This window comes from Polaromonas jejuensis NBRC 106434 (genome assembly GCF_001598235.1).
Classification (GTDB): Bacteria; Pseudomonadota; Gammaproteobacteria; order Burkholderiales; family Burkholderiaceae_C; genus Polaromonas; species Polaromonas jejuensis.
In genome coordinates, this window is record NZ_BCYO01000002.1 from 137589 (window position 1) to 156675 (window position 19087).

Genomic DNA, 19087 nt, shown 5'->3' on the forward strand with positions numbered 1-19087 from the left:
GGCTACTTTTTCAAGCAGCCCCGCTAAACGCAGAGCCTTGGATTATAGCCCAGGGCCTGTTCACCCTAAAACGGGCGTGCGTTTTAGGGTGAACAGGCCCTAAGCCAATGTTTCAGCCTATCCACACCCTGCCCCAGCCTGGCGACATCCCGGCTGGCGAAACACCAGCGCAGCCAGCCCTGGGCCTCTGGGCCGGGATTCACCATGAAGGCATTGCCGGGCGCCAGCCCCAGCCCGGCCTCCGCCACCAGCCGCTTGGCGGTCTCCAGCGAGTCGGCAAAACGGCTTTGGTCTGCCAGCCGGAAAAAGGCGTACATCCCCCCTTTGGCCGGCGCCACCTCCACGCCCGGCACCGCCTGCAGCAGCGGCACCAGCGTGTCGCGGCAGGTTTTGAGGTGCGCCACCAGCTGCGGCGTGACATCGCCGGTTCCCTGCAGGGCCGCCAGGCCGGCCCGCTGGATAAACACCGGCGCGCAGGAGGTGTTGAACTCGACCAGCTTGCCCATGTGCGGCGTCATGGCCGGCGGCATGACCAGCCAGCCCAGGCGCCAGCCGGTCATCAAAAAGCTCTTGGAAAAACTGTGCACCACCACCAGACGGTCTTGCGGCGCGGCAATATCCAGAAAACTCGGCGCGCAGCCGTTCGGCGTCTTTTCGAAATAAAGACGCTCATAGACCTCATCCGCCAGAATCCAGGTGCCGGTGCTGCGGCAGTGCGCCAGGATGGCTTCCTGCTCGGCCCGGCTCAAGGTCCAGCCGGTCGGGTTGTTGGGCGCGTTGACGATCAGCAGTTTGGTTTGGGGCGTGATCGCGGCCAGCAGTTCCGTCATGTCGAGCTGCCATTGACCGGCCACCGGCTTGAGGCTCACGCACTTCACATCGGCGCCCATGATGGCGGGCTGCGCCGTGAGGTTGGGCCAGACCGGTGTCACGGCCACCACTTCGTCGCCGGCGTTCACCAGGGCCTGCACGGCGAGCATCAGGGCATTCACGCCGCCCGAGGTGATGGCGATGCGATCGGCGCCAATGGGCGCAGCGCCCGGGCAGCGCAGGGACGTCGCATACCGGGCGATCGCCTCGCGCAATTCCGGCAAACCGAGGTTGTGCGCGTAAAAAGTCTCGCCCTGCTGCAGGGACGCAATGGCCGCCTCGCGGATGAAGGCCGGCGTGACCTCATCGCTCTCGCCAAACCAGAACTTGAGCACATCGCTGCGCCCCATGCCGGCATTGGCCACCTGGCGAATCATCGACTCCTCAAGATTCAAAACTGCCTGCCTCATGTGCGCCTTTCAATTTTTACGGTATTACCTGGAGGGACCCGCGGTTTCAGCAAGTTTAGGGCCGCACCATCTTGCAGCTGTATGGCTGCTCGGCACGCTCGGCCGCAATCGTCTTGATCACACGAAAACCGTAGCCCGAGCCCTCGACATCAAACTTCACACCGGGCGCGCCCTGCTTGCCCATCATCGCCACCTGCAGCGGCTGCTGGAACTGGTGATCGGCGGCCCGCATCGCGCCCTGATAGCCCGAAAACTTCACCGTGGCCCGCTCCATCTGGGCCGCCACGGCAGCGGCATCCGTCGCGCCGGCCTTCTCCAGGCTTTGGGCCAGGGCTTCGATCATCATCTGCATGCGCATGTGCACATAGTCGTCCTCCGGCCTGGGAAAGCGCTGGCGGAAAGACCGGTAGAAGGCTTCCGCTTGAGCCCCCGGGGCATTCGGAAACCAGTCGGCCACCGCGATCACCTTGCCCACGCCAGCATCGCCCAGCGCGGCCGGCACGCCCAGCGCATTGCCGTAAAAGGTGTAGAACTTGCCTTCGTAGCCGACCTCTTTCGCCGCCTTGATGAGCAGCGTCAGGTCGTTGCCCCAGTTGCCCGTCAGCACGGCCTGCGCGCCGCTGCTCTTGATCTTGACGGCGTAGGGAATGAAGTCCTTCACGCGCCCGAGCGCGTGCAGCTCGTCGCCCACGATCTGCACGTCGGGGCGCTGCGCGCCCAGCTGCTGGCGCGCCTCGCGCAGCACCGCCTGGCCAAAGCTGTAATCCTGGCCGATCAGGTAGACGCGCTTGAGCGCCTTGTCGTCCTTGAGCACATCCATCAGGGCGGCCATGCGCATGTCGGCATGGGCGTCAAAGCGGAAATGCCAGTAGCTGCATTTCTCATTCGTCAGGCTGGGATCGACCGCCGAATAATTCAGGAACAGCACGCGCTTGCCCGGCTCGCGCTGGTTGTGTTTGTTGATGGCATCAATCAGCGCCGCGGCAACGGCCGATGAGTTGCCTTGCGCAATGATGCTCACGCCGTCGTCAATCGCCGAGCGCAAGGCCGCCAGCGACTCTTCGTTCTGGCCCTTGTTGTCGTAGCGCTCCACCACCAGCATGCGCGAACCGTTGGCCAGCTTGACGCCGCCGCGCGCATTGACACGCTCGGTCGCCCACACCAGGTTGCGAAAGACGGCTTCGCCGGTGTTGGCAAAGGAGCCGGACAGGCTTTCAATCAGCGCAATCCGCAGAGGCGGCAGGGAGGCCGGCGGGGTGGCCGGCTGCGCCTGGGCCAGCAGCGAAACGCCGAGACATAGGGCCGCAGCGACCCGTTTCAAGAGTTTTTGCATAAAAAAATAGATCCGGTTCTCAGCTTGAATAAGTCGGTGACATGCCTAGTTGAAGAGCATGCGGCAGTCATGGTGAACGCCGCGCAGTGCAAGGGGAATCCTCTAAGCACTTCATCCAAAGGAGTCCACATGTTTTACACCCTCGCGCCCCGTTCCAGCCACACGTTTAACCGCAACTTCTCGCCCGCGGCAGGTCACGGCGCCCTGGAAAAATTCCTCAGCGACACCCTCTCCGGGCTGGCCGACGCGAGCAGCGCCAAAGCCGCCAGCGTGGAAGATGAGGAAACCCGCTACAGCCTGCAGCTCGACGTTCCCGGCCTGGCCAGGGAGCAGCTGAGCATAGACATTGAAGGCGATGTGGTGCGCGTTACCAGCAAGGCCGATGCCCCGCGCAGCGTCAAGGCGGCCTGGCGCTTCCCGCTGGAGATTGATGTGGCGGCCAGCACGGCCAAGCTCGAAAACGGCGTGCTGAGCTTGAGCCTGGCCAAGAAAATTCCGGTCAGCAACGTGAGCCAGCTGGCCATCCAGTAAACCGGCGTTCATAGCCAGTCGCCTCAAGGCGCGGCGGCCAGCTCGGGCTGCAGCGCGGAAAGACTCCAGCGCGGCTTCACATCAAAGGTGTAGCCGCGCTGCAGCACCTCCAGTTTCACCAGCCCGGCCTGCAGGCGCATGCCGGCCGCCATGGCAATCATGGCGCCGTTGTCGGTGCACAAATGCAGCTCGGGGTAGTGCACGCGGATGCCGCGCTGCCGGCAGGCCGCGTTGAGCTGGCTGCGCAGCAGGGCATTGGCCCCCACGCCGCCCGCCACCACCAGGCGCTTGAGCCCGGTCTGCGCCATGGCGCCCAGTGATTTCTTCACCAGCACCTCCACGATGGCGGCCTGCGTCGAGGCCGCCAGATCCGCCTTGCGTGCCTCCAGTTCATCGCCCAGTTTTTTGGCCTGCGTCAGCACGGCGGTTTTCAGGCCGGCGAACGAAAAATCAAGGTTGCCGCTGTGCAGCAGCGGCCGGGGCAGCCTGAAGGCCGCGCCATCGCCCTGCTGCGCCAGTTTCGACAAATGCGGCCCGCCTGGATAGGGCAGGCCCATGAGCTTGGCCGACTTGTCAAAGGCCTCGCCCGCGGCGTCATCAATGGTTTCGCCGAGCAGCTCGTAACTGCCGACGCCATCCACCCGCATCAGCTGGGTATGCCCGCCCGACACCAGCAGCGCCACAAAGGGGAACTCAGGGGGGTCGGCACTCAGAAAAGGCGACAGCAGATGCCCCTCCAGATGGTGCACGCCCATCACCGGCTTGCCCAGCGCCGCCGCCAGCGAGCAGGCCACGCCCGCCCCCACCAGCAAGGCACCGGCCAGGCCGGGCCCGCGCGTGTAAGCCACCACATCGACCTCGGCCAGGGAGCGCTGCGCTTCTTTCATGGTTTCCCGCGTCAGCGGCAGCACACGCCGGATATGGTCGCGGCTGGCCAGCTCCGGCACCACGCCGCCATAGGCCTGGTGCATGTCGATCTGGCTGTAGAGGGCGTGGGAAAGCAGACGGGGCAGCGGTTGGGCGCCGGCATCCACCAGCGCCACACCCGTTTCGTCACAACTCGATTCAATTCCTAGGACTAGCATCGCCCCAAGTGTAAGGTTTGCGCTATTTCCGGACGCCAGACCGGGCCAGCGGCCCGAAGCCAGCCTCAGCCCGGCCCCGAGAAATGCAGGCCAAGCGGTGCACCGGCCTACCATCCTGGCGCGAATCTTGCTTAGTTTTGGCATGGTAACGCCCCATTCCTTGCGCCTGGTCGTGATTGCGCCGGATTTATCTGCATCCGATGCTGCGGATGAGGCCGGGCTGGCGCTGATTGAGCGTTCACGCCAGCTGCGCATTGGCCTGCTTGAAAACGGCTACAACATCGTGGCGGTGTTGCCGGTGGACACTTTTCTGCGTGAGCGGCTGGCGCAGTTGCAGCCCGACATGATCATTGTGGACGCGGAGAGCGAGGCCAGGGACGCGCTGGAGCATGTGGTGATGGCCACGCGTGACGAGCGCCGCCCGATTGTGCTGTTCACCAACGACGATGACACCCGCCATGTCCGGGACGCGGTGGCCGCCGGCGTCTGCGCCTATATCGTGGCCGGGCTGGAACCTACGCGCATACGCCCGATCCTGGATGTGGCGATGGCACGCTTCGAACACGAGCAGGGCCTGCGCCGCGAGCTGGCCGACGCCAGGTCCGAGCTGAATGACCGCAAGGTCATAGACCGGGCCAAGGGCATGCTGATGCAGCGCCAGGGCCTCTCGGAGCAGGCGGCCTATGAAAAGCTGCGCAAGGCAGCGATGGACAAGGGCCTGCGCCTGGCCGAAGTGGCCCAGCGCATGCTGGACGTCGCCGACCTACTAGGCTGAAGCAGCCGAAATGGTGCAGCGCACAACGACGGTGCGCACCCGCAAAAATCCGGCCCCAGGCCTGCCTGCTATTAATTCAATAGCCTCCTGCGCCCGTTAATCAAGGGCTAGAGGCCTATTTCCTTGATATTTTCAGGCCACACCGGCGCAAAACAGATTGGCACGGCTTTTGCTCTGACCTAGGCATCGGGCTTTCCACTTCAACGGCGAAGTGGCTGATGCCCCAGGAACAAAGGCGTTCGCACCCTGCTGCCACTCTTCAATGTGGCGGTCCGGGTCGAGCGCCTTTTTTGTTTTCGTTTCTTTACCTTCTGGAGTCGCTGACATGACCGATCTGCTGAAATCCTCCCTGACCCGCCGCACCGTGCTGCAGGCCGCCGCCGTCGGCGCCGTGGGCCTCAACCCCGCGCTGCGCGCCGCCGTCTACGCCCAGGGCTCGGACGCGCCGGAAAAAAAGGAGGTCAAGATTGGCTTCATTCCGCTGACCGACTGCGCCTCGGTGGTGATGGCCTCGGTGCTGGGCATAGACAAGAAATACGGCGTGACCATCATCCCGACCAAGGAGGCCAGCTGGGCCGGCGTGCGCGACAAGCTGGTCAACGGCGAGCTCGACTTTGCCCACGTGCTCTACGGCCTGGTCTACGGCGTGCACATGGGCACGGCCGGCCCCAAGAAAGACATGGCCGTGCTGATGAACCTGAACAACAACGGGCAGGCCATCACCTTGTCGAAAAAAATCGCCGACAAGGGCGCCGTGGACGGCGCTGGCCTGGCCAAGCTGATGGCCAGCGACAAGCGCGAATACACCTTTGCCCAGACCTTTCCCACCGGCACGCACGCCATGTGGCTTTACTACTGGCTGGCCGCCAACGGCATCAACCCGATGAAGGACGCCAAGGTCATCACCGTGCCGCCGCCGCAGATGGTGGCCAACATGCGCGTGGGCAACATGGACGGCTTTTGCGTCGGCGAGCCCTGGGGCCACCGCGCCATCATGGACGGCATCGGCATCACCGCCGTGACCACGCAGGACATCTGGAAAGACCACCCTGAAAAAGTGCTGGGCACCACGGCCGAGTTCACCAAGAAATACCCCAACACCGCGCGCGCCGTGACCGCCGCCATCCTGGAGGCCGGCAAATGGATCGACGCCAGCCTGGCCAACAAAAACAAGATGGCCGAGACCATCGCCGACAAGGCCTATGTCAACACCAGCGTGGACGCCATCAACCAGCGCATCCTGGGCCGCTACCAGAACGGTCTGGGCAAGACCTGGGACGACCCGAACCACATGAAGTTCTTTAACGACGGCGCGGTGAATTTCCCTTACCTCACCGACGGCATGTGGTTCCTCACCCAGCACAAGCGCTGGGGCCTGATCAAGGAGCACCCGGACTACCTGGCCGTGGCCAAACAGATCAACCAGATCGACCTGTACAAGCAGGCGGCCACCGCCGCCAAGGTGAACGTGCCCAAGGACGCCATGCGCACCAGCAAGCTGATCGACGGCACGGTCTGGGACGGCAAGGACCCGAAAAAGTACGCCGACGGCTTCAAGGTCCACGCCTGAAGCGCTCTTGAACTCTCATTGAATATTCCACTTGGAAAGAGGTGATGCCATGGTCAGTGCCGTATTTCACAACTCGCTGGAGGCCGCAGCGAAGGCTGCCCGCGGCGGCGAAAGAACCCGAGAATCAAGCGCTACACATTTGATAGCTGACTCCGCCCATCAAAAGGGCGCCACAGCCCAAAATGACATGACGAGTCCGGCCATATCCGCGCCCCCGGTCGCCCCGCCGACCGCCAGGCGGCAGTGGGATGCCTCTGCTCTCTGGCTCGGCATCCTGCCGCCCCTGCTGGGCCTGGGCCTGCTGGTGCTGGTCTGGGAGCTGGTGTCCATGGGCACCGGCGCGAGCATCCCCTCGCCCAAGGACACGTTCACGCAGGCGGTGCAGATCTTCAGCGACCCGTTTTACAGCAAGGGGCCCAACGACCAGGGCGTGGGCTGGAACGTGCTCTCCTCGCTCAAGCGCGTGGCCATGGGCTTCGGCATGGCGGCCATCGTCGGCATTCCGGTCGGTTTCCTGATCGGCCGCTTCACCTTTTTGAGCCGCATGTTCAACCCGCTGATCAGCCTGCTGCGCCCGGTCTCGCCGCTGGCCTGGCTGCCGATCGGCCTGCTGGTGTTCAAGGGCGCCAACCCGGCCGCCATCTGGACCATCTTCATCTGCTCGATCTGGCCCATGATCATCAACACCGCCGTGGGCGTGCAGCGCGTGCCGCAGGACTACATGAACGTGGCGCGCGTGCTGAATCTTTCCGAATGGAAGATCGTCACGAAAATTCTTTTCCCGGCCGTGCTGCCCTACATGCTGACCGGCGTGCGCCTGGCGGTCGGCACCGCCTGGCTGGTGATCGTGGCGGCCGAAATGCTGACCGGCGGCGTCGGCATCGGCTTCTGGGTCTGGGACGAGTGGAACAACCTCAACGTCAAGAACATCATCATCGCGATTTTTGTGATCGGCATCGTCGGCCTGATCCTCGAATACGCGCTGATCAAGCTGGCCACCGCCTTCACGTTTGAAGAAGTGAAGAACTAAGAAAGCCCTCCCCCGAAGCGCCTTCGGCGCCTCCCCCTCAAGGGGGCACCACCAGCGGCCCGGCAAAGCCGGTTCCGCGGTGGTCCTCGCAAAAATCGGAGCCACATCATGAGCGAATCCTTTTCCACCAAATACATCGAAATCCACGGCGTCGAGCAGACCTTCAAGACCAAAAAAGGCCCGTTCCGCGCCCTGCAGAACATCAACCTCACGGTGACCAAGGGCGAATTTGTCGCCTTGATCGGCCACTCGGGCTGCGGCAAGTCCACCCTGCTCAACCTGATTGCCGGCCTGACGACGCCGACCCAGGGCAGCCTGCTGTGCGCCAACCGCGAAATCGCCGGCCCCGGCCCGGAGCGCGCCGTGGTGTTTCAAAACCACTCGCTGCTGCCCTGGCTGACCTGCTTTGAAAACGTGTACCTCGCCGTCGAACGCGTGTTCTCGGCAAACGAAAACAAGGCACAACTAAAAGCCCGTACCGATGCAGCGCTGGCCATGGTCGGCTTGAGCCCCGCCGCCCAAAAACGGCCCGGCGAAATCTCCGGCGGCATGAAGCAGCGCGTCGGCATTGCCCGCGCGCTGTCGATGGAGCCCAAGGTGCTGCTGCTGGACGAGCCCTTCGGCGCGCTCGATGCGCTGACCCGCGCCAAGCTGCAGGACGAGCTGCTGCAGATCGTGGCCAACACCCAGAGCACGGTGGTGATGGTGACGCACGACGTCGATGAAGCCGTGTTGCTCAGCGACAAGATCGTGATGATGACCAACGGGCCTTCGGCCACGATTGGCGAAGTGCTGCGCGTGGATTTGCCGCGCCCGCGCGACCGGGTGGCGCTGGCCGAAAGCGCGCCCTATCAGCAGTACCGCAAGGCGGTGATTGACTTTTTGTACACGCGCCAGGCGCATGTTGAAAAGCTGACGGCCTGAAGTCCAGCGCCGCCGGGGCCAGAGATGACCCCGTCGGCGACATCAGCCATCATCGGCCATTCACCAGCGGGCATCCAGGCGTGCGCATGCCGGCACGCCTTTGCGCAGGGGCAGGCACAGGAAACGGCACGCATGAAGTCTGGAAGGCAAAAGCATTGCAGGCGATCATTTCTTGCCACCGCTACCACCACCGCTACCACCGCCGCTACCGCCACCACCGCCGCCAGATGAGCCGCTACCGGATGAGCCGGAATTGGAGCCCGAAGAGCGGCCGCTGCCGTCCGATCCCTTCTGCGAACCGCTGCTCTCCGAACCATCCTTGCCGCCCGAGCGGCCTTGACTATCACTGCTTTTACCGCTGCTGCCCAGACCACCGCCCGATCCGCCCCCCTTGACATACACCCTGTCCACCAAAATGTGCTGGTCTGCACCCACCCTGCCGCTGATCTGCACCCGCTGATCGACCGTCAGGGCGCTGCTGCCGGAAATCTGCACATTGGGCGCCAGTGTCACCACGTCATGGCCCACGCTGAGTTCGCGCCCACGCATGGCATGCACATAACCCTCAATCACCACGCTGTCCACCTGCCCCACTGTCTGGCGTGTCGGGTCAACCTGCATCTCCTGCGCGACAAGACGGCTGCCGTCCCAGCGACCGCGCACCAGCACCTCAGCGCCCGGGACAGCGCCAGCTGGCAGGCTCAAGGTGTCCAGGCTGATTCGGGCACCGTACAGGGTGAAGCCAGCGGCATCGGCATCGACCTGGCCGATTTGCCCGGTGATCTGCGCCTGTTCCCGCGCCGCCTGCGGCTCAATGCGCGAGGCCGCCACTTCACCCGAGGACAGGCGGTGCCCGCTGACCTCGACCCAGTCACCGGCCTTCAGGTTTTTCAGAGCGCCTGGATCGCTGGCGCGTACGGTCTGGCCCAGCAGTTCAAGCTGGCCGGTGCTGGCGTCAACGCGGCTCAGCGGGCCGACGGCGGCATGCAGCACGGCAATGTTGCGCGCACTGAGCTGGGCCCCGGTGCCCGAGGCCCGCACGGCCACCAGCTGTCCGACTGCCAGCTCACGCGCCGTGGCCGTCCGGCCATCGGCAAATACCGGCGTGCTGGTGTCGTAATGCACCTCCACACCATTGACGCAAATGCTCGCAAAACCGGTGATCACGCCCACCACACCGGTACCGCCTATCCCCCCGTTATCGCCGTTGCGGATGCCGGTGCCGCCTATGCCGGGGCGCCCCGCCACCACGTCCTTGCCGGCTGACTCGTTCCCGGCAACGCCACCCGTCAGCGTCGGCCCGGCGAGCATTGGCGCACCGGTGCCGCCAACGCCGGGCTGCTGGGCAGCGGGGTTGACCAGGGACGCCTGGGTGTCGCACATGTTTTGTGCCTGCACGGGCGCACAGACGACGAACACGGCAAGCAGGCCAGCCACCGCCTGACTCAAGGCTCGAGAGGACAAGGAATGGGTGCGGGTATTCACAGCAGCCTCCTGTGGCGCTTGGTCAGCCATCTTTGGCCGGCGTCGCCGGCTCGGTGTAGAAGTAGACGCCAAAGGTCATGCGCTGCCGGGGCGCGGTGTCTGCCGCGTCGGCCTTTTCAAGGGCGATGGCGCTCTTGTTGAGCTCCAGCAAGACCTTCATGGCGACCTGTTCAGACTGCTTTGACAATGCCGCGATGGAGCCCGCGCCGAGCGCGTCGTAGTGAACGCTGCGCTCCAGAAACGGCGGCGCCCCGCCCATCAGATTGTGGGCGGCCGCGGCGGCATGGTCATGCAGGTTGTGAGCGAAATAAAACGCTTTTTCGTCAAAGCCTTCGGCGGGAATAAAGGCTTGCACGTTGAGGCATACCCGGCGCTGTTCATCGAATCGCACCATGCCCAGACGCAGCCACTCATCGAGCACCACGCGTGAACGAATGTCGCTGTTCACGCCGGCCACCAGGGCCTCGAAGGACAAATCCCCGCCTTCGCTGGCAAAGCGGGCCAGCGGCCGGGGACCGCCGTTTTCATCTAGGTACTGCGGAGAGCCCAGCCAGACGGCCACCAGTTGCGCCCCCAGCGAAACCACCGAGGGCACGATCTCGACGTCGGAGGCCATTTCCTGCCGCAGGCGATTCACCTCTTTTCTATGGATGCCCGAGACCAGGCTCACGCGGCTGTCGGTGGGCGGTTTCGAGTCGATGCGGAAATCCTTGTCGGCAATTTCCACAAAAAGCGCTTTCAGCAGGTCGCAAAGATAGGGGTAGGTGATGCCGCGCGCCAGCATCAGCCGGACCAGAGGGCGCAAGACGCGACGCAAGGCCAGGACGAACGCAGGCATTGGCGCGGTGGTGGGTGGAGTTTGCATCTGAAAAATTGATTTGTGCGACTTCAATATAGCAGCAAACGTGGGAAATAGTTACACAAAAATCATTGACGCGGGATTTTCTTCCACATATTGTTTGGGCGTACGTGGGAAATAATTACACGTACATACGGAGCGAACGAGAAGCCGGCAAGTGCAGATCAGGTGACCCAACGGCACTGGCCCCATCAACAAGGTTTGATTTCTCCACGCTCCAGGCGTATCCACGTTTTAGTTTTAGAAAAGGAATTTGCCATGTTCAACTTCAGGAAAATTGCGATGGCGGTCGCCACGGTAGTCGCTGTCGGTCTGACCGTGCCGGCCATGGCCCGCGACGGCGGTGGCGGTGGCGGTGGCGGTGGTGGCGGAGGTGGTGGCGGCGGCGGCGGTGGAAGCAGTGGTAGTGGCGGCAGCAGTGGTAGTTCTGGCGGCGGCTCAGGCGGCCGGGGCGGTGCCAGCGCCAGCAGTAGCCAAGGTCGCGGCGCCGACAACGCGGCAGACCATCGCGGTCGTGACGCCGACAAAGCAGCCGATAAGGCTGAGAAAGCAGCGGAAAAAGCGGCCGAGAAGGCGGAAAAAGCAGCGGAAAAAGCGGCCGAGAAGGCCGAGAAGGCCGAAAAGGAGAAGGCTGAGAAGGCCGAGATGGAGAAGGTCGAAAAGGCCGAGAAGGCCGAGATGGAGAAGGTCGAGAAGGCCAAGAAGGAAGCCGCTGAAATGGCTCGCGATGCCGACAATCAAGGTCGGGGTCGGGGTCGGGGTCGCGGGGCCGATGACACGGCTCGCCGGTAACGGCAATAGCCGGACGGCGTGATGCCACATCCCGGAAGCCGGCGGTCAGGGCATGCGCCTGCGCGGTCGCAGCCCTGACTGGTCGGGGCCTGGTCAGCCACGCTGGCCGGTGATGTAGTGCTCCAGCTGCTCGATCACGAATTTCTGCGCGGAGATGATGTCCTTCACCAGGTCGCCGATGGATATGAGCCCGACCAGCTTGCCTGCGTCCACCACCGGCAGGTGGCGCAGCCGGTTTTCGGTCATCAGTGCCATGCAGTGCTCGCTGGTCTCGGTGGAGCTCACAAACATCACCGAGCTGGTCATGACATCGCGCACCAGCGTCGCCGCGGACGTGCGACCCAGCAGGGCAATCTTGCGGGCATAGTCACGCTCCGTCACGATGCCGACGATGGCCTCGCCCTCGGTCACCAGCAAGGCGCCTATGCCCTTCTCGGCCATAAGCCGAAGCGCATCGAGGACCGAAGCCGTCGGTGCGATGGTGTGGACGGAGGGGTCGGTCTTGGACTTCAGAATGTCGGTCACAGCGGTCATGAGAGGCCTCCCGGAAAGAAATTGCACACACCAGACAGAGTGTGAGCCCATAGGCACCGGCAGCGCAACAGGCGAATGCCCTGCAACGCCGGCCCGGCCAAGCACAGCTTGGCCTGCAGAGGCCAGGGCCAGGGCGAGCCTGCGGCCCTCGGGGTGACATCACGCCCAAAGCGCCGGCCCAGCCGGTCCGCACGGCCGTGGAGCGCAGACACTGAACAAATTTGGTGCGGCGCATCGGTTTTTCGCACCAGTAATGGCACAAATTTTGCTTGAAAGGGTTCGAGACCTTATCCAAACCCCTTCTGCAAGCACCATCCCCGTGATCTCTCTCAAAACATTCCTCAAATCAGGGCATTCCCCCACCCTGTTTGCCGCGTTTTTGTACTTTTCATTTTCATGCTGCATTTGGGTGCTCAACGGGGCCATGGCGCCCTTCATTTCCGAGACCTTCAATCTGAGCCCGGCGCAAAAAGGCCTGATGCTGTCCGTCCCCATCATCGCCGGGGCGCTGATGCGTTTTCCGCTGGGCATTTTGTCGCAATACATAGGCCGCAAAAACGCGACGCTCGCGGAGATGAGCCTGATTGCCGTCGCCATGCTGTTCGGCTTCTTTTTCGTCAAGAGCTTCAACGACCTGCTGGCCATGGGCGTCTTGCTGGGCATTGCGGGCGCCAGCTTTGGTGTCGCCCTGTCTCTGGGTTCGGGCTCGTTCCCGCCCAAAAACAAGGGTCTGGCCATGGGCCTGGTGGGGGCCGGCAACGTGGGTACGGCCGTGTCCGTGCTGATCGCGCCGCCCCTGGCGCAGGCCTTTGGTTGGATCACGGTTTACGGCCTTGCCGCCTTGGCCATCAGCATTCCCATGATCGTGATGATCGTGTTTGCCAAGGAGCCGCCGGACCTGGACAAACACGCCTCGTTTCGCGAGCACATCGCCTGCCTGTTCGAGAAGGACGGCTGGGCATTCAGCCTGATCTACGCCGTGACCTTTGGCGGCTTCATCGGCCTGGCGACTTTCTTGCCCACCTATTACTACGACCAGTTTTCCGTCAGCAAGGTACAGGCCGGCCAGCTCACCATGCTGGCGGCCTTCATGGGCGCGGCGCTGCGCATTTTTGGCGGCTGGATTTCAGACCGCTGGGGCGGTGTCAACACCCTCAGCGTGGTGCTGATCACCATTTCAGCCACGCTGGTGCTCTGCGGCATCTCTGGCGGTTCACTCGTGGCCACCACACTGCTGGTCATGCTGTGCTTTGCCGCGCTGGGAGCGGGCAACGGCGCCGTCTTTCAACTCGTGCCGCTGCGCTGGCCGCTGGCCACGGCGGTGGCGGGCTCCATGATTGGCGAGATAGGCGCGCTGGGCGGCGGCCTGGTGCCCAGCGCCATGGGCCTGTCCAGACAATACGCAAGCAGCTACATGTGGGGGTTTTTCTTCTTCGCCGTGCTGGCGCTCATGATGCTGGTGATGCTGCGGATCATGCAAATTCGCTGGACCCGCACCTGGGCTGAAAAGGGTGGCAGGGCGCGCAGCCAGACCGCCCCTTCCGGCATGGCCTACCCTGCCGGCAGAGACGGCGCCGGACTGGAAAATTGAGCCGGATCGAAGCGCGCTCCAGCCCCAGCTGGCACGCTTTTCGCACTAAATCCGTGAGCTTTGCTTTCAGGTTTCACGAAGAGGATATGCACCATGGCAGGTTTTCGCACCTTTCTCAAGTCGGGCCATGCACCGACTTTATTCGCCGCCTTCCTGTATTTTGATTTCTGCTTTGCCGTCTGGGTACTGAACGGGGCCATGGCGCCGTTCATCAGCGAGGCCTTCCATCTGACGGCCGCGCAGAAGGGCTTCATGATTTCGGTGCCCATTCTGGCGGGCGCCCTCATGCGCTTTCCCCTGGGCATCCTGGCGCAATACATCGGCCGCAAAAACGCCGCGCTGGTCGAAATGGGCCTGATCGTGCTGGCGTTGGCCTATGGCTACTTCTTCATCAGCGCGTACAACCATGTGCTGGCCATGGGCGTGCTGCTGGGCATTGCCGGCGCCAGCTTCGGCGTGGCGCTCTCGCTGGGCTCGGGCTGGTTCCCGCCCCAATACAAGGGCCTGGCCATGGGCATTGCGGGTGCGGGCAACTCCGGCACCGTGCTGGCTGTGCTGTTTGCGCCGCCGCTGGCCACTGCCTACGGCTGGCAAACGGTCTATGGCCTGGCCGCGTTTTTCATGCTGATCCCTATGGTCGTGATGATCGTCTTCGCCAAGGAACCGCCGGACATCGAGCACCAGAGCTTTCGCCAGCACATCGCCTGCCTGTTCGAAAAAGATGGCTGGGCGTTCAGCCTGATCTACGTGGTCACCTTCGGCGGCTTCATCGGCCTGGCCAGCTTCCTGCCCACCTATTTTTATGACCAATTCGGCGTCACCAAGGTGCAGGCCGGCCAGCTCACCATGCTCTCCGCCCTCATGGGCTCGGCCGTGCGCGTGGTCGGCGGCTACATCTCCGACCGCGTGGGCGGCATCAACACCCTGAGCGGCGTGCTGGTGGTGGTCGCCATCACCCTCGTGCTGTGCGGCATGGCCGGCGCCTCGCTGACTCTCACCACCCTGCTCTTCATGGTCTGCTTTGCGGCGCTCGGTGCCGGCAACGGCGCGCTGTTCCAGCTGGTGCCCCTGCGCTGGCCGCTGACCACCGCGGTGGCGGGTTCGATGATTGGCGAGGTGGGCGCGCTGGGAGGCGGTTTCATTCCCAACGCCATGGGCCTGAGCAAACAGTACACCGATACCTACCTCTGGGGCTTTGTGGCTTTCGCCATCCTGGCCGTCGTGATGCTGGCCATGTTGCGCGTCATGCAAATCCGCTGGACCCGCACCTGGGCGGAAAAAGGTGGGAGGGCGCGCAGCGCCTGAGCACCTTTTCAGAGAAGGCTAACTTTGCCCCGGCAAAGTTAAGCGCAGCGCGCCGGAACTAAAAGGGTGGCCGCGCACGCAGTGCGTGATCAGCGAAGCTGATAAGAGGCGCGAAGCGCGTTGCCGTCTTTTCTGCGAAGCTAAAAAGGCGGTCGGGCCAGAGCCGTACCAGCCTGATACGCTACCAAAACGATAGCGCCTTGCACCCACCCCACAAGGATGCAAGGCGGTTTTTCTTTATTTCGGCAAAAACAGCAGCCAGTACACCAGCAACAGGTTGAACAGCAGGCTGATGCCCAGCGCCAGCTTCCAGAGCGCCGTTGGGTCGCGCTGCATCAGCGGCGTGGCCGGTGGTGCCGTCAGCGGCCGCGAAGCACCGCGCTCCAGCGCCAGCAGCAATTCTTCGGCGGTTTCAAAGCGCTGGCGCTTGTCGCGCGCCACGGCCTTGAGTACCACGTGGTCCAGCCAGATCGGTATTTCTGGCCTGTGCCGGCTGGGCGCTACCGGGTCGCGCCAGTAACGGCCAGCCTGGTAAGGCAGCACCTCGCCATAAGGCAGCTTGCCGGTCAGCAACTGGTAGAGCGCAACCCCGAGCGCAAACAAATCACTCTGGGCATCGGGCAGCTCCACCGGCCCTTCATGCGCCAGGGCCCCGGCCCTTCCGCTGAAACCCCATTGCTCCGGATTGATGTAGCTGGGCGTGCCGGCGTGCAGCGCACGCTGCGACTCGGGCTCGCGACCGGACAGGGCCACGCCCAGGTCCAGCAGGCGCAGCACACCGTCTTCGCCCTGGTGCAGGTTGGCGGGCTTGATGTCGCGGTGAATCACGCCTTGCCGGTGCAGCAAGCCCAGCGCTTTGGCCACCTGCGTGGCTGCGCTCAGTACCTGCGGCAGGCTGACCTTGTGTTGGCGGTCCAGCAGTTGCTGCAAGGTTTCACCGGCATGCCAGTCGTACAGCAGATAGAACGCGCTCGGCTCTTTGCCACTGGGCAGGCGGCTATGGAGGTTGACCAGGTAATCCGCCGCGCGCGATGACTGCATGCGCTTGGCCAGCCAGGCTTCGTGCGCCAGCATGGCGCGCTCTTCGGGGTCGTGGGCGCGCGACGGGTGCAGGGTTTTCAGCGCATAGAGCCGCTGCGTCTGGAGGTCACGCACCTGGTGGAGCACATTGATGCCGTTGTCGGCCACCGTGGCGGTCACCGCCAGGCCATCGAGCGTGTCGCCCAGTTTCAGGCGCGCCGGCACCGGCAGCGCGAGGGCCTGGCGATTTTCATCCTGCAAAGTGGCATCGAGCAAACCCAGCACGCGCACCACCAGCGCCGTGGCGTTGTCGTGGCTGCCGGCCGCCAGTGCGGCATCCACCAGTTGCTGGCTGATGAGCTGGGCGTCTGACACGGCGACGGTCATGGTGTTGATTTTTTTCACAGGCAGCACACCGTGAACGCCATCACTCAACAAGACAAACACATCGCCAACCTGCAAATCGCCTTGCGAATAATCCACCACCAACCGGTCTTCGGCGCCCACAGAGCGCAGCAACTGGTGCCGAAAATCGGGGTGCTCCACCACATGGTCATGGGTCAGCTGCGTCAGCTGGCCGTCCCGCAACAGGTAGGCCCGGGTATCGCCCACATGGGCCAGCGCATACGACTGCCCGCGCAGCACCACGGCGGTCAGGGTGGTCAGGCCCAAGGCGGGCTGACGGCGCCGGTTCAGCCCGGCCAGCCAGGCGTTTTGCGCGCCAATGATGCGGTCCAGCGCTACCGTGGTGTCCCAGGTTTCAGGCGTGCCGTAGTAATCACGCACCAAACTGGTGACCGTGGTTTGCGCGGCCTCTTTGCCCATGCCGCCGGCGCTCACGCCATCGGCAATCGCCACAATGGAGCCCATGCCTTCTTGCCCCGGCTCAGGCAGCATGGCCGCGCAAAAGTCCTCGTTGATGTCTTTGCGGCCCGCCAGCGATGCGAAACCAATGTCTAGGTTAAATGCCATGCACCAGGATAAGCAAGTTTCATGCTTGATTTTGGTGCATCGCAGCAAACTGCAGGCCCGTACTGCAACCCGAAAGTAGCGGAACAAAATGAAAGCGATGGATTCTCGTGCCCAGGGCAAGGCGCAAGCCGCAGCGAAGGCCATGCGCCTTCGCAAGGGTTGCAACGCCGCCATGGGTGCGAAGACGCGCTTTCATGTTTCGATATTTCCGGGTTGCAGTATTAGTGTGGTGTTGCATGCTTGACGGTAAAAATAAAACCGATGGATTTTTGTTCAGGGCAAGGCGCAAACCACAGCAATAGTTCCACTATTGCGAGGATTTGCAACGCCGCCATGGACGAAAAGACGCGGTTTTATGTACCGGATAGCGTGCAACACCACACTAGCCCACCAGCATCTGCATGCTGCGCTCGTAATGGTCGGAGAGCCGTTCGAACACGTTGAGCAGGTCTTCGCTGGCCACAGCCAGGCGTTCCAGCCGGGTGAGCCGCTCCTGGCCCGAAGACTGCCGGGCATCCCTGGCGTCCGCCAGCATCTGCTGCCAGCCCATGCTGGCCGTGTCCAATGCGTTGCGAATGTCCTGGCTCGTCAGGGGAATGCCGTTGAGGTAACTCAAGGCCTGCTCGAAGGCCGCGCTGGACTCGGCCATACCGTCTTCACTGCGCTGCATCAGGCTGCTGTCGCCCAACACCGCCAGCAAGGCATATTTCGCAAATCGTTGCGACAGCATGCGCTGGCGACCCGCCACGTTGAGCAGTTGCAGCGGCATCACGGAACCGCTATTTTCGAGGTTGCTGGTCAGGCGCTCGGCCGCCTGCAGCAGCAACTCGGCCAGCTCATCGACCGACTCATGGCCTGGGGCCCGCTGGCCGGCCTTGGGATGGCCATTCAAGACCTGTTTCAGGTCGGTCCAGGCAAGCACCACCTGACCCAGCAGGTCGCCATGGGTGGGCCTGGACAAACTTCTGCCCAAATGAGCCAGATTGGCATCGATGCGCCGCACCGACTCCTTCAACTGCTCGCCGCACCGCGCGGCCTGTACCCCCGCCTGCTGCAGCAAATGCAGCTTGACCAGCCGCTGCGACAGCATGCGCAACTGCCCGGAGCGGTTCACGGCTTCGGCAAAATGGGCCGAGTGGATGATGTGCTGCGACACCTGGCCCAGCCGCTGGTTGCTGTGCATGGAGGCGGTTCGCAGCATCTGGAAGGCATCGTCGTCCGACACTTGGCGCGCGCGCATGAGGATGCCCTTGGCGCGGTCCACCATCTTGCGCTCCTCAAAACGGCTGGAGATGTCACGCAACTCCTCTTGCAGCGCCCGCTCGCGCCGAAACCGGGCCTGTGCCAGGTGAATCAGCGGGCGCAGGCGATGCGGACCGTAGCCGCTGACCACATAGGCGTGAATGCCCGACTCGGTGGCACGCACGATGTTGTCGGCATCCCCGTCGCTGGTGAACACCAGAACCGGACACGGCGCGGTATCAGCAATCGCCTGGGTGACCCTGAACAGCGTTTCGCCGGGCAGGGAATCGTCACAAATCACCACGTCTGGTGCATGACGCACGACCTCCTGCACCAGTTTGCTGCGGTCTTCTGCAACACCCAGCACCCGGATGCCCGCCGCCTCCAGGTCGGACACCAGCGGGTGCGCGCTATTCGAGCCGTTCAAATGTACCAACGCGGATGTCATAAAAATCAATGAGTTAAGAAAAGAACCACGCTGTCAGGCATGCAATTTGCGCACCATGCCCTGGTGCATCGCCGGTGCCGTGCGCGACCTACCCAATCATATGGCACAAGTCTTGCTTAAAACCAATCGGGCGTAACGAAGCGCCCGACCTTAGCGATAGCACTGCGGGTTCTGCGCATAACGACGTGCGTAATGGTGTGCCTCATGCCGGTGTCAATAGCCGGTTCACCTGTAGCCAGGAGAGAGCATCATGTATTCCCCTAATTTTCCCTTGCCCCCTGCGGTTTCTGGCACGCCTGCGATTGCCGGGC

17 protein-coding genes are annotated in these 19087 nt (G+C 63.3%); 8 read left to right on the plus strand and 9 right to left on the minus strand.

Annotated features, from left to right (window positions below):
• Positions 1-83: 83 nt before the first annotated feature.
• Together PJE01S_RS03100 and PJE01S_RS03105 are read right to left on the minus strand one after the other, a co-directional pair.
• Positions 84-1280 (minus strand): pyridoxal phosphate-dependent aminotransferase, encoded by a 1197-nt coding sequence (locus PJE01S_RS03100; protein WP_068831686.1) that lies wholly within the window; start codon positions 1278-1280, stop codon positions 84-86.
• Between the two features lie 55 nt (positions 1281-1335).
• On the minus strand, positions 1336-2613 hold the full coding sequence (locus PJE01S_RS03105; protein ID WP_068831687.1) for a branched-chain amino acid ABC transporter substrate-binding protein: 1278 nt from the start codon (positions 2611-2613) through the stop codon (positions 1336-1338).
• A 129-nt stretch (positions 2614-2742) separates the two neighbouring features.
• Between PJE01S_RS03105 and PJE01S_RS03110 the strand changes: the two genes are divergently transcribed.
• On the plus strand, positions 2743-3144 hold the full coding sequence (locus PJE01S_RS03110) for an Hsp20/alpha crystallin family protein (protein ID WP_068831688.1): 402 nt from the start codon (positions 2743-2745) through the stop codon (positions 3142-3144).
• A 23-nt stretch (positions 3145-3167) separates the two neighbouring features.
• Here the strand turns inward: PJE01S_RS03110 and tsaD are convergent, their stop codons facing one another.
• Positions 3168-4229 (minus strand): tRNA (adenosine(37)-N6)-threonylcarbamoyltransferase complex transferase subunit TsaD, encoded by a 1062-nt coding sequence (gene tsaD / locus PJE01S_RS03115; RefSeq protein ID WP_068831689.1) that lies wholly within the window; start codon positions 4227-4229, stop codon positions 3168-3170.
• Between the two features lie 142 nt (positions 4230-4371).
• On the opposite strand from tsaD, the gene PJE01S_RS03120 reads away from it, so the two are divergent.
• Complete coding sequence (locus tag PJE01S_RS03120; RefSeq protein WP_068831690.1) at positions 4372-5004, plus strand: ANTAR domain-containing response regulator; 633 nt, start codon at positions 4372-4374, stop codon at positions 5002-5004.
• A 132-nt stretch (positions 5005-5136) separates the two neighbouring features.
• On the opposite strand, the gene PJE01S_RS24970 is transcribed toward PJE01S_RS03120, so the two are convergent.
• Positions 5137-5331 (minus strand): hypothetical protein, encoded by a 195-nt coding sequence (locus PJE01S_RS24970; RefSeq protein ID WP_157090206.1) that lies wholly within the window; start codon positions 5329-5331, stop codon positions 5137-5139.
• Here PJE01S_RS24970 and PJE01S_RS03125 point away from each other — a divergent pair.
• From PJE01S_RS03125 to PJE01S_RS03135, 3 genes are all read left to right on the plus strand, one after another.
• Entirely contained in the window at positions 5330-6574 is a 1245-nt protein-coding gene (locus PJE01S_RS03125) for a CmpA/NrtA family ABC transporter substrate-binding protein (RefSeq protein ID WP_068831691.1), read from the plus strand. The genes PJE01S_RS24970 and PJE01S_RS03125 overlap by 2 nt on opposite strands.
• Before the next feature lie 49 nt (positions 6575-6623).
• Positions 6624-7604, plus strand: a complete 981-nt coding sequence (gene ntrB / locus PJE01S_RS03130) for a nitrate ABC transporter permease (RefSeq protein ID WP_068831692.1) — start codon at positions 6624-6626, stop codon at positions 7602-7604.
• Between the two features lie 108 nt (positions 7605-7712).
• Positions 7713-8528, plus strand: a complete 816-nt coding sequence (locus tag PJE01S_RS03135) for an ABC transporter ATP-binding protein (protein WP_068831693.1) — start codon at positions 7713-7715, stop codon at positions 8526-8528.
• 165 nt (positions 8529-8693) lie between these two features.
• Here the strand turns inward: PJE01S_RS03135 and PJE01S_RS24975 are convergent, their stop codons facing one another.
• Together PJE01S_RS24975 and PJE01S_RS03145 are read right to left on the minus strand one after the other, a co-directional pair.
• Positions 8694-10013 carry a DUF5666 domain-containing protein gene (locus PJE01S_RS24975; RefSeq protein ID WP_157090207.1) on the minus strand — a complete coding sequence of 440 codons (1320 nt, stop codon included), beginning with the start codon at positions 10011-10013 and terminating at the stop codon, positions 8694-8696.
• A gap of 22 nt (positions 10014-10035) precedes the next feature.
• Entirely contained in the window at positions 10036-10851 is an 816-nt protein-coding gene (locus PJE01S_RS03145; RefSeq protein ID WP_218017489.1) for a DUF6502 family protein, read from the minus strand.
• Between the two features lie 279 nt (positions 10852-11130).
• On the opposite strand from PJE01S_RS03145, the gene PJE01S_RS25475 reads away from it, so the two are divergent.
• Positions 11131-11664, plus strand: a complete 534-nt coding sequence (locus tag PJE01S_RS25475; protein ID WP_068831695.1) for a hypothetical protein — start codon at positions 11131-11133, stop codon at positions 11662-11664.
• Positions 11665-11757: 93 nt separating this feature from the next.
• On the opposite strand, the gene PJE01S_RS03155 is transcribed toward PJE01S_RS25475, so the two are convergent.
• Positions 11758-12198, minus strand: coding sequence for a CBS domain-containing protein (locus PJE01S_RS03155; RefSeq protein ID WP_068831696.1), 441 nt, complete (start codon positions 12196-12198; stop codon positions 11758-11760).
• Between the two features lie 319 nt (positions 12199-12517).
• Here PJE01S_RS03155 and PJE01S_RS03160 point away from each other — a divergent pair, with 319 nt between their 5' ends.
• Complete coding sequence (locus PJE01S_RS03160; RefSeq protein WP_068831697.1) at positions 12518-13789, plus strand: MFS transporter; 1272 nt, start codon at positions 12518-12520, stop codon at positions 13787-13789.
• A 93-nt stretch (positions 13790-13882) separates the two neighbouring features.
• Positions 13883-15094: a nitrate/nitrite transporter gene (locus tag PJE01S_RS03165; protein WP_068831698.1), complete on the plus strand. Its 1212-nt coding sequence runs from the start codon at positions 13883-13885 to the stop codon at positions 15092-15094.
• Positions 15095-15331: 237 nt separating this feature from the next.
• On the opposite strand, the gene PJE01S_RS03170 is transcribed toward PJE01S_RS03165, so the two are convergent.
• Both PJE01S_RS03170 and PJE01S_RS03175 read right to left on the minus strand, forming a co-directional pair.
• Positions 15332-17086, minus strand: a complete 1755-nt coding sequence (locus tag PJE01S_RS03170; RefSeq protein ID WP_068831699.1) for a bifunctional protein-serine/threonine kinase/phosphatase — start codon at positions 17084-17086, stop codon at positions 15332-15334.
• A 382-nt stretch (positions 17087-17468) separates the two neighbouring features.
• Positions 17469-18776 carry a type IV pili methyl-accepting chemotaxis transducer N-terminal domain-containing protein gene (locus tag PJE01S_RS03175; protein WP_068831700.1) on the minus strand — a complete coding sequence of 436 codons (1308 nt, stop codon included), beginning with the start codon at positions 18774-18776 and terminating at the stop codon, positions 17469-17471.
• Positions 18777-19087 lie beyond the last annotated feature (311 nt).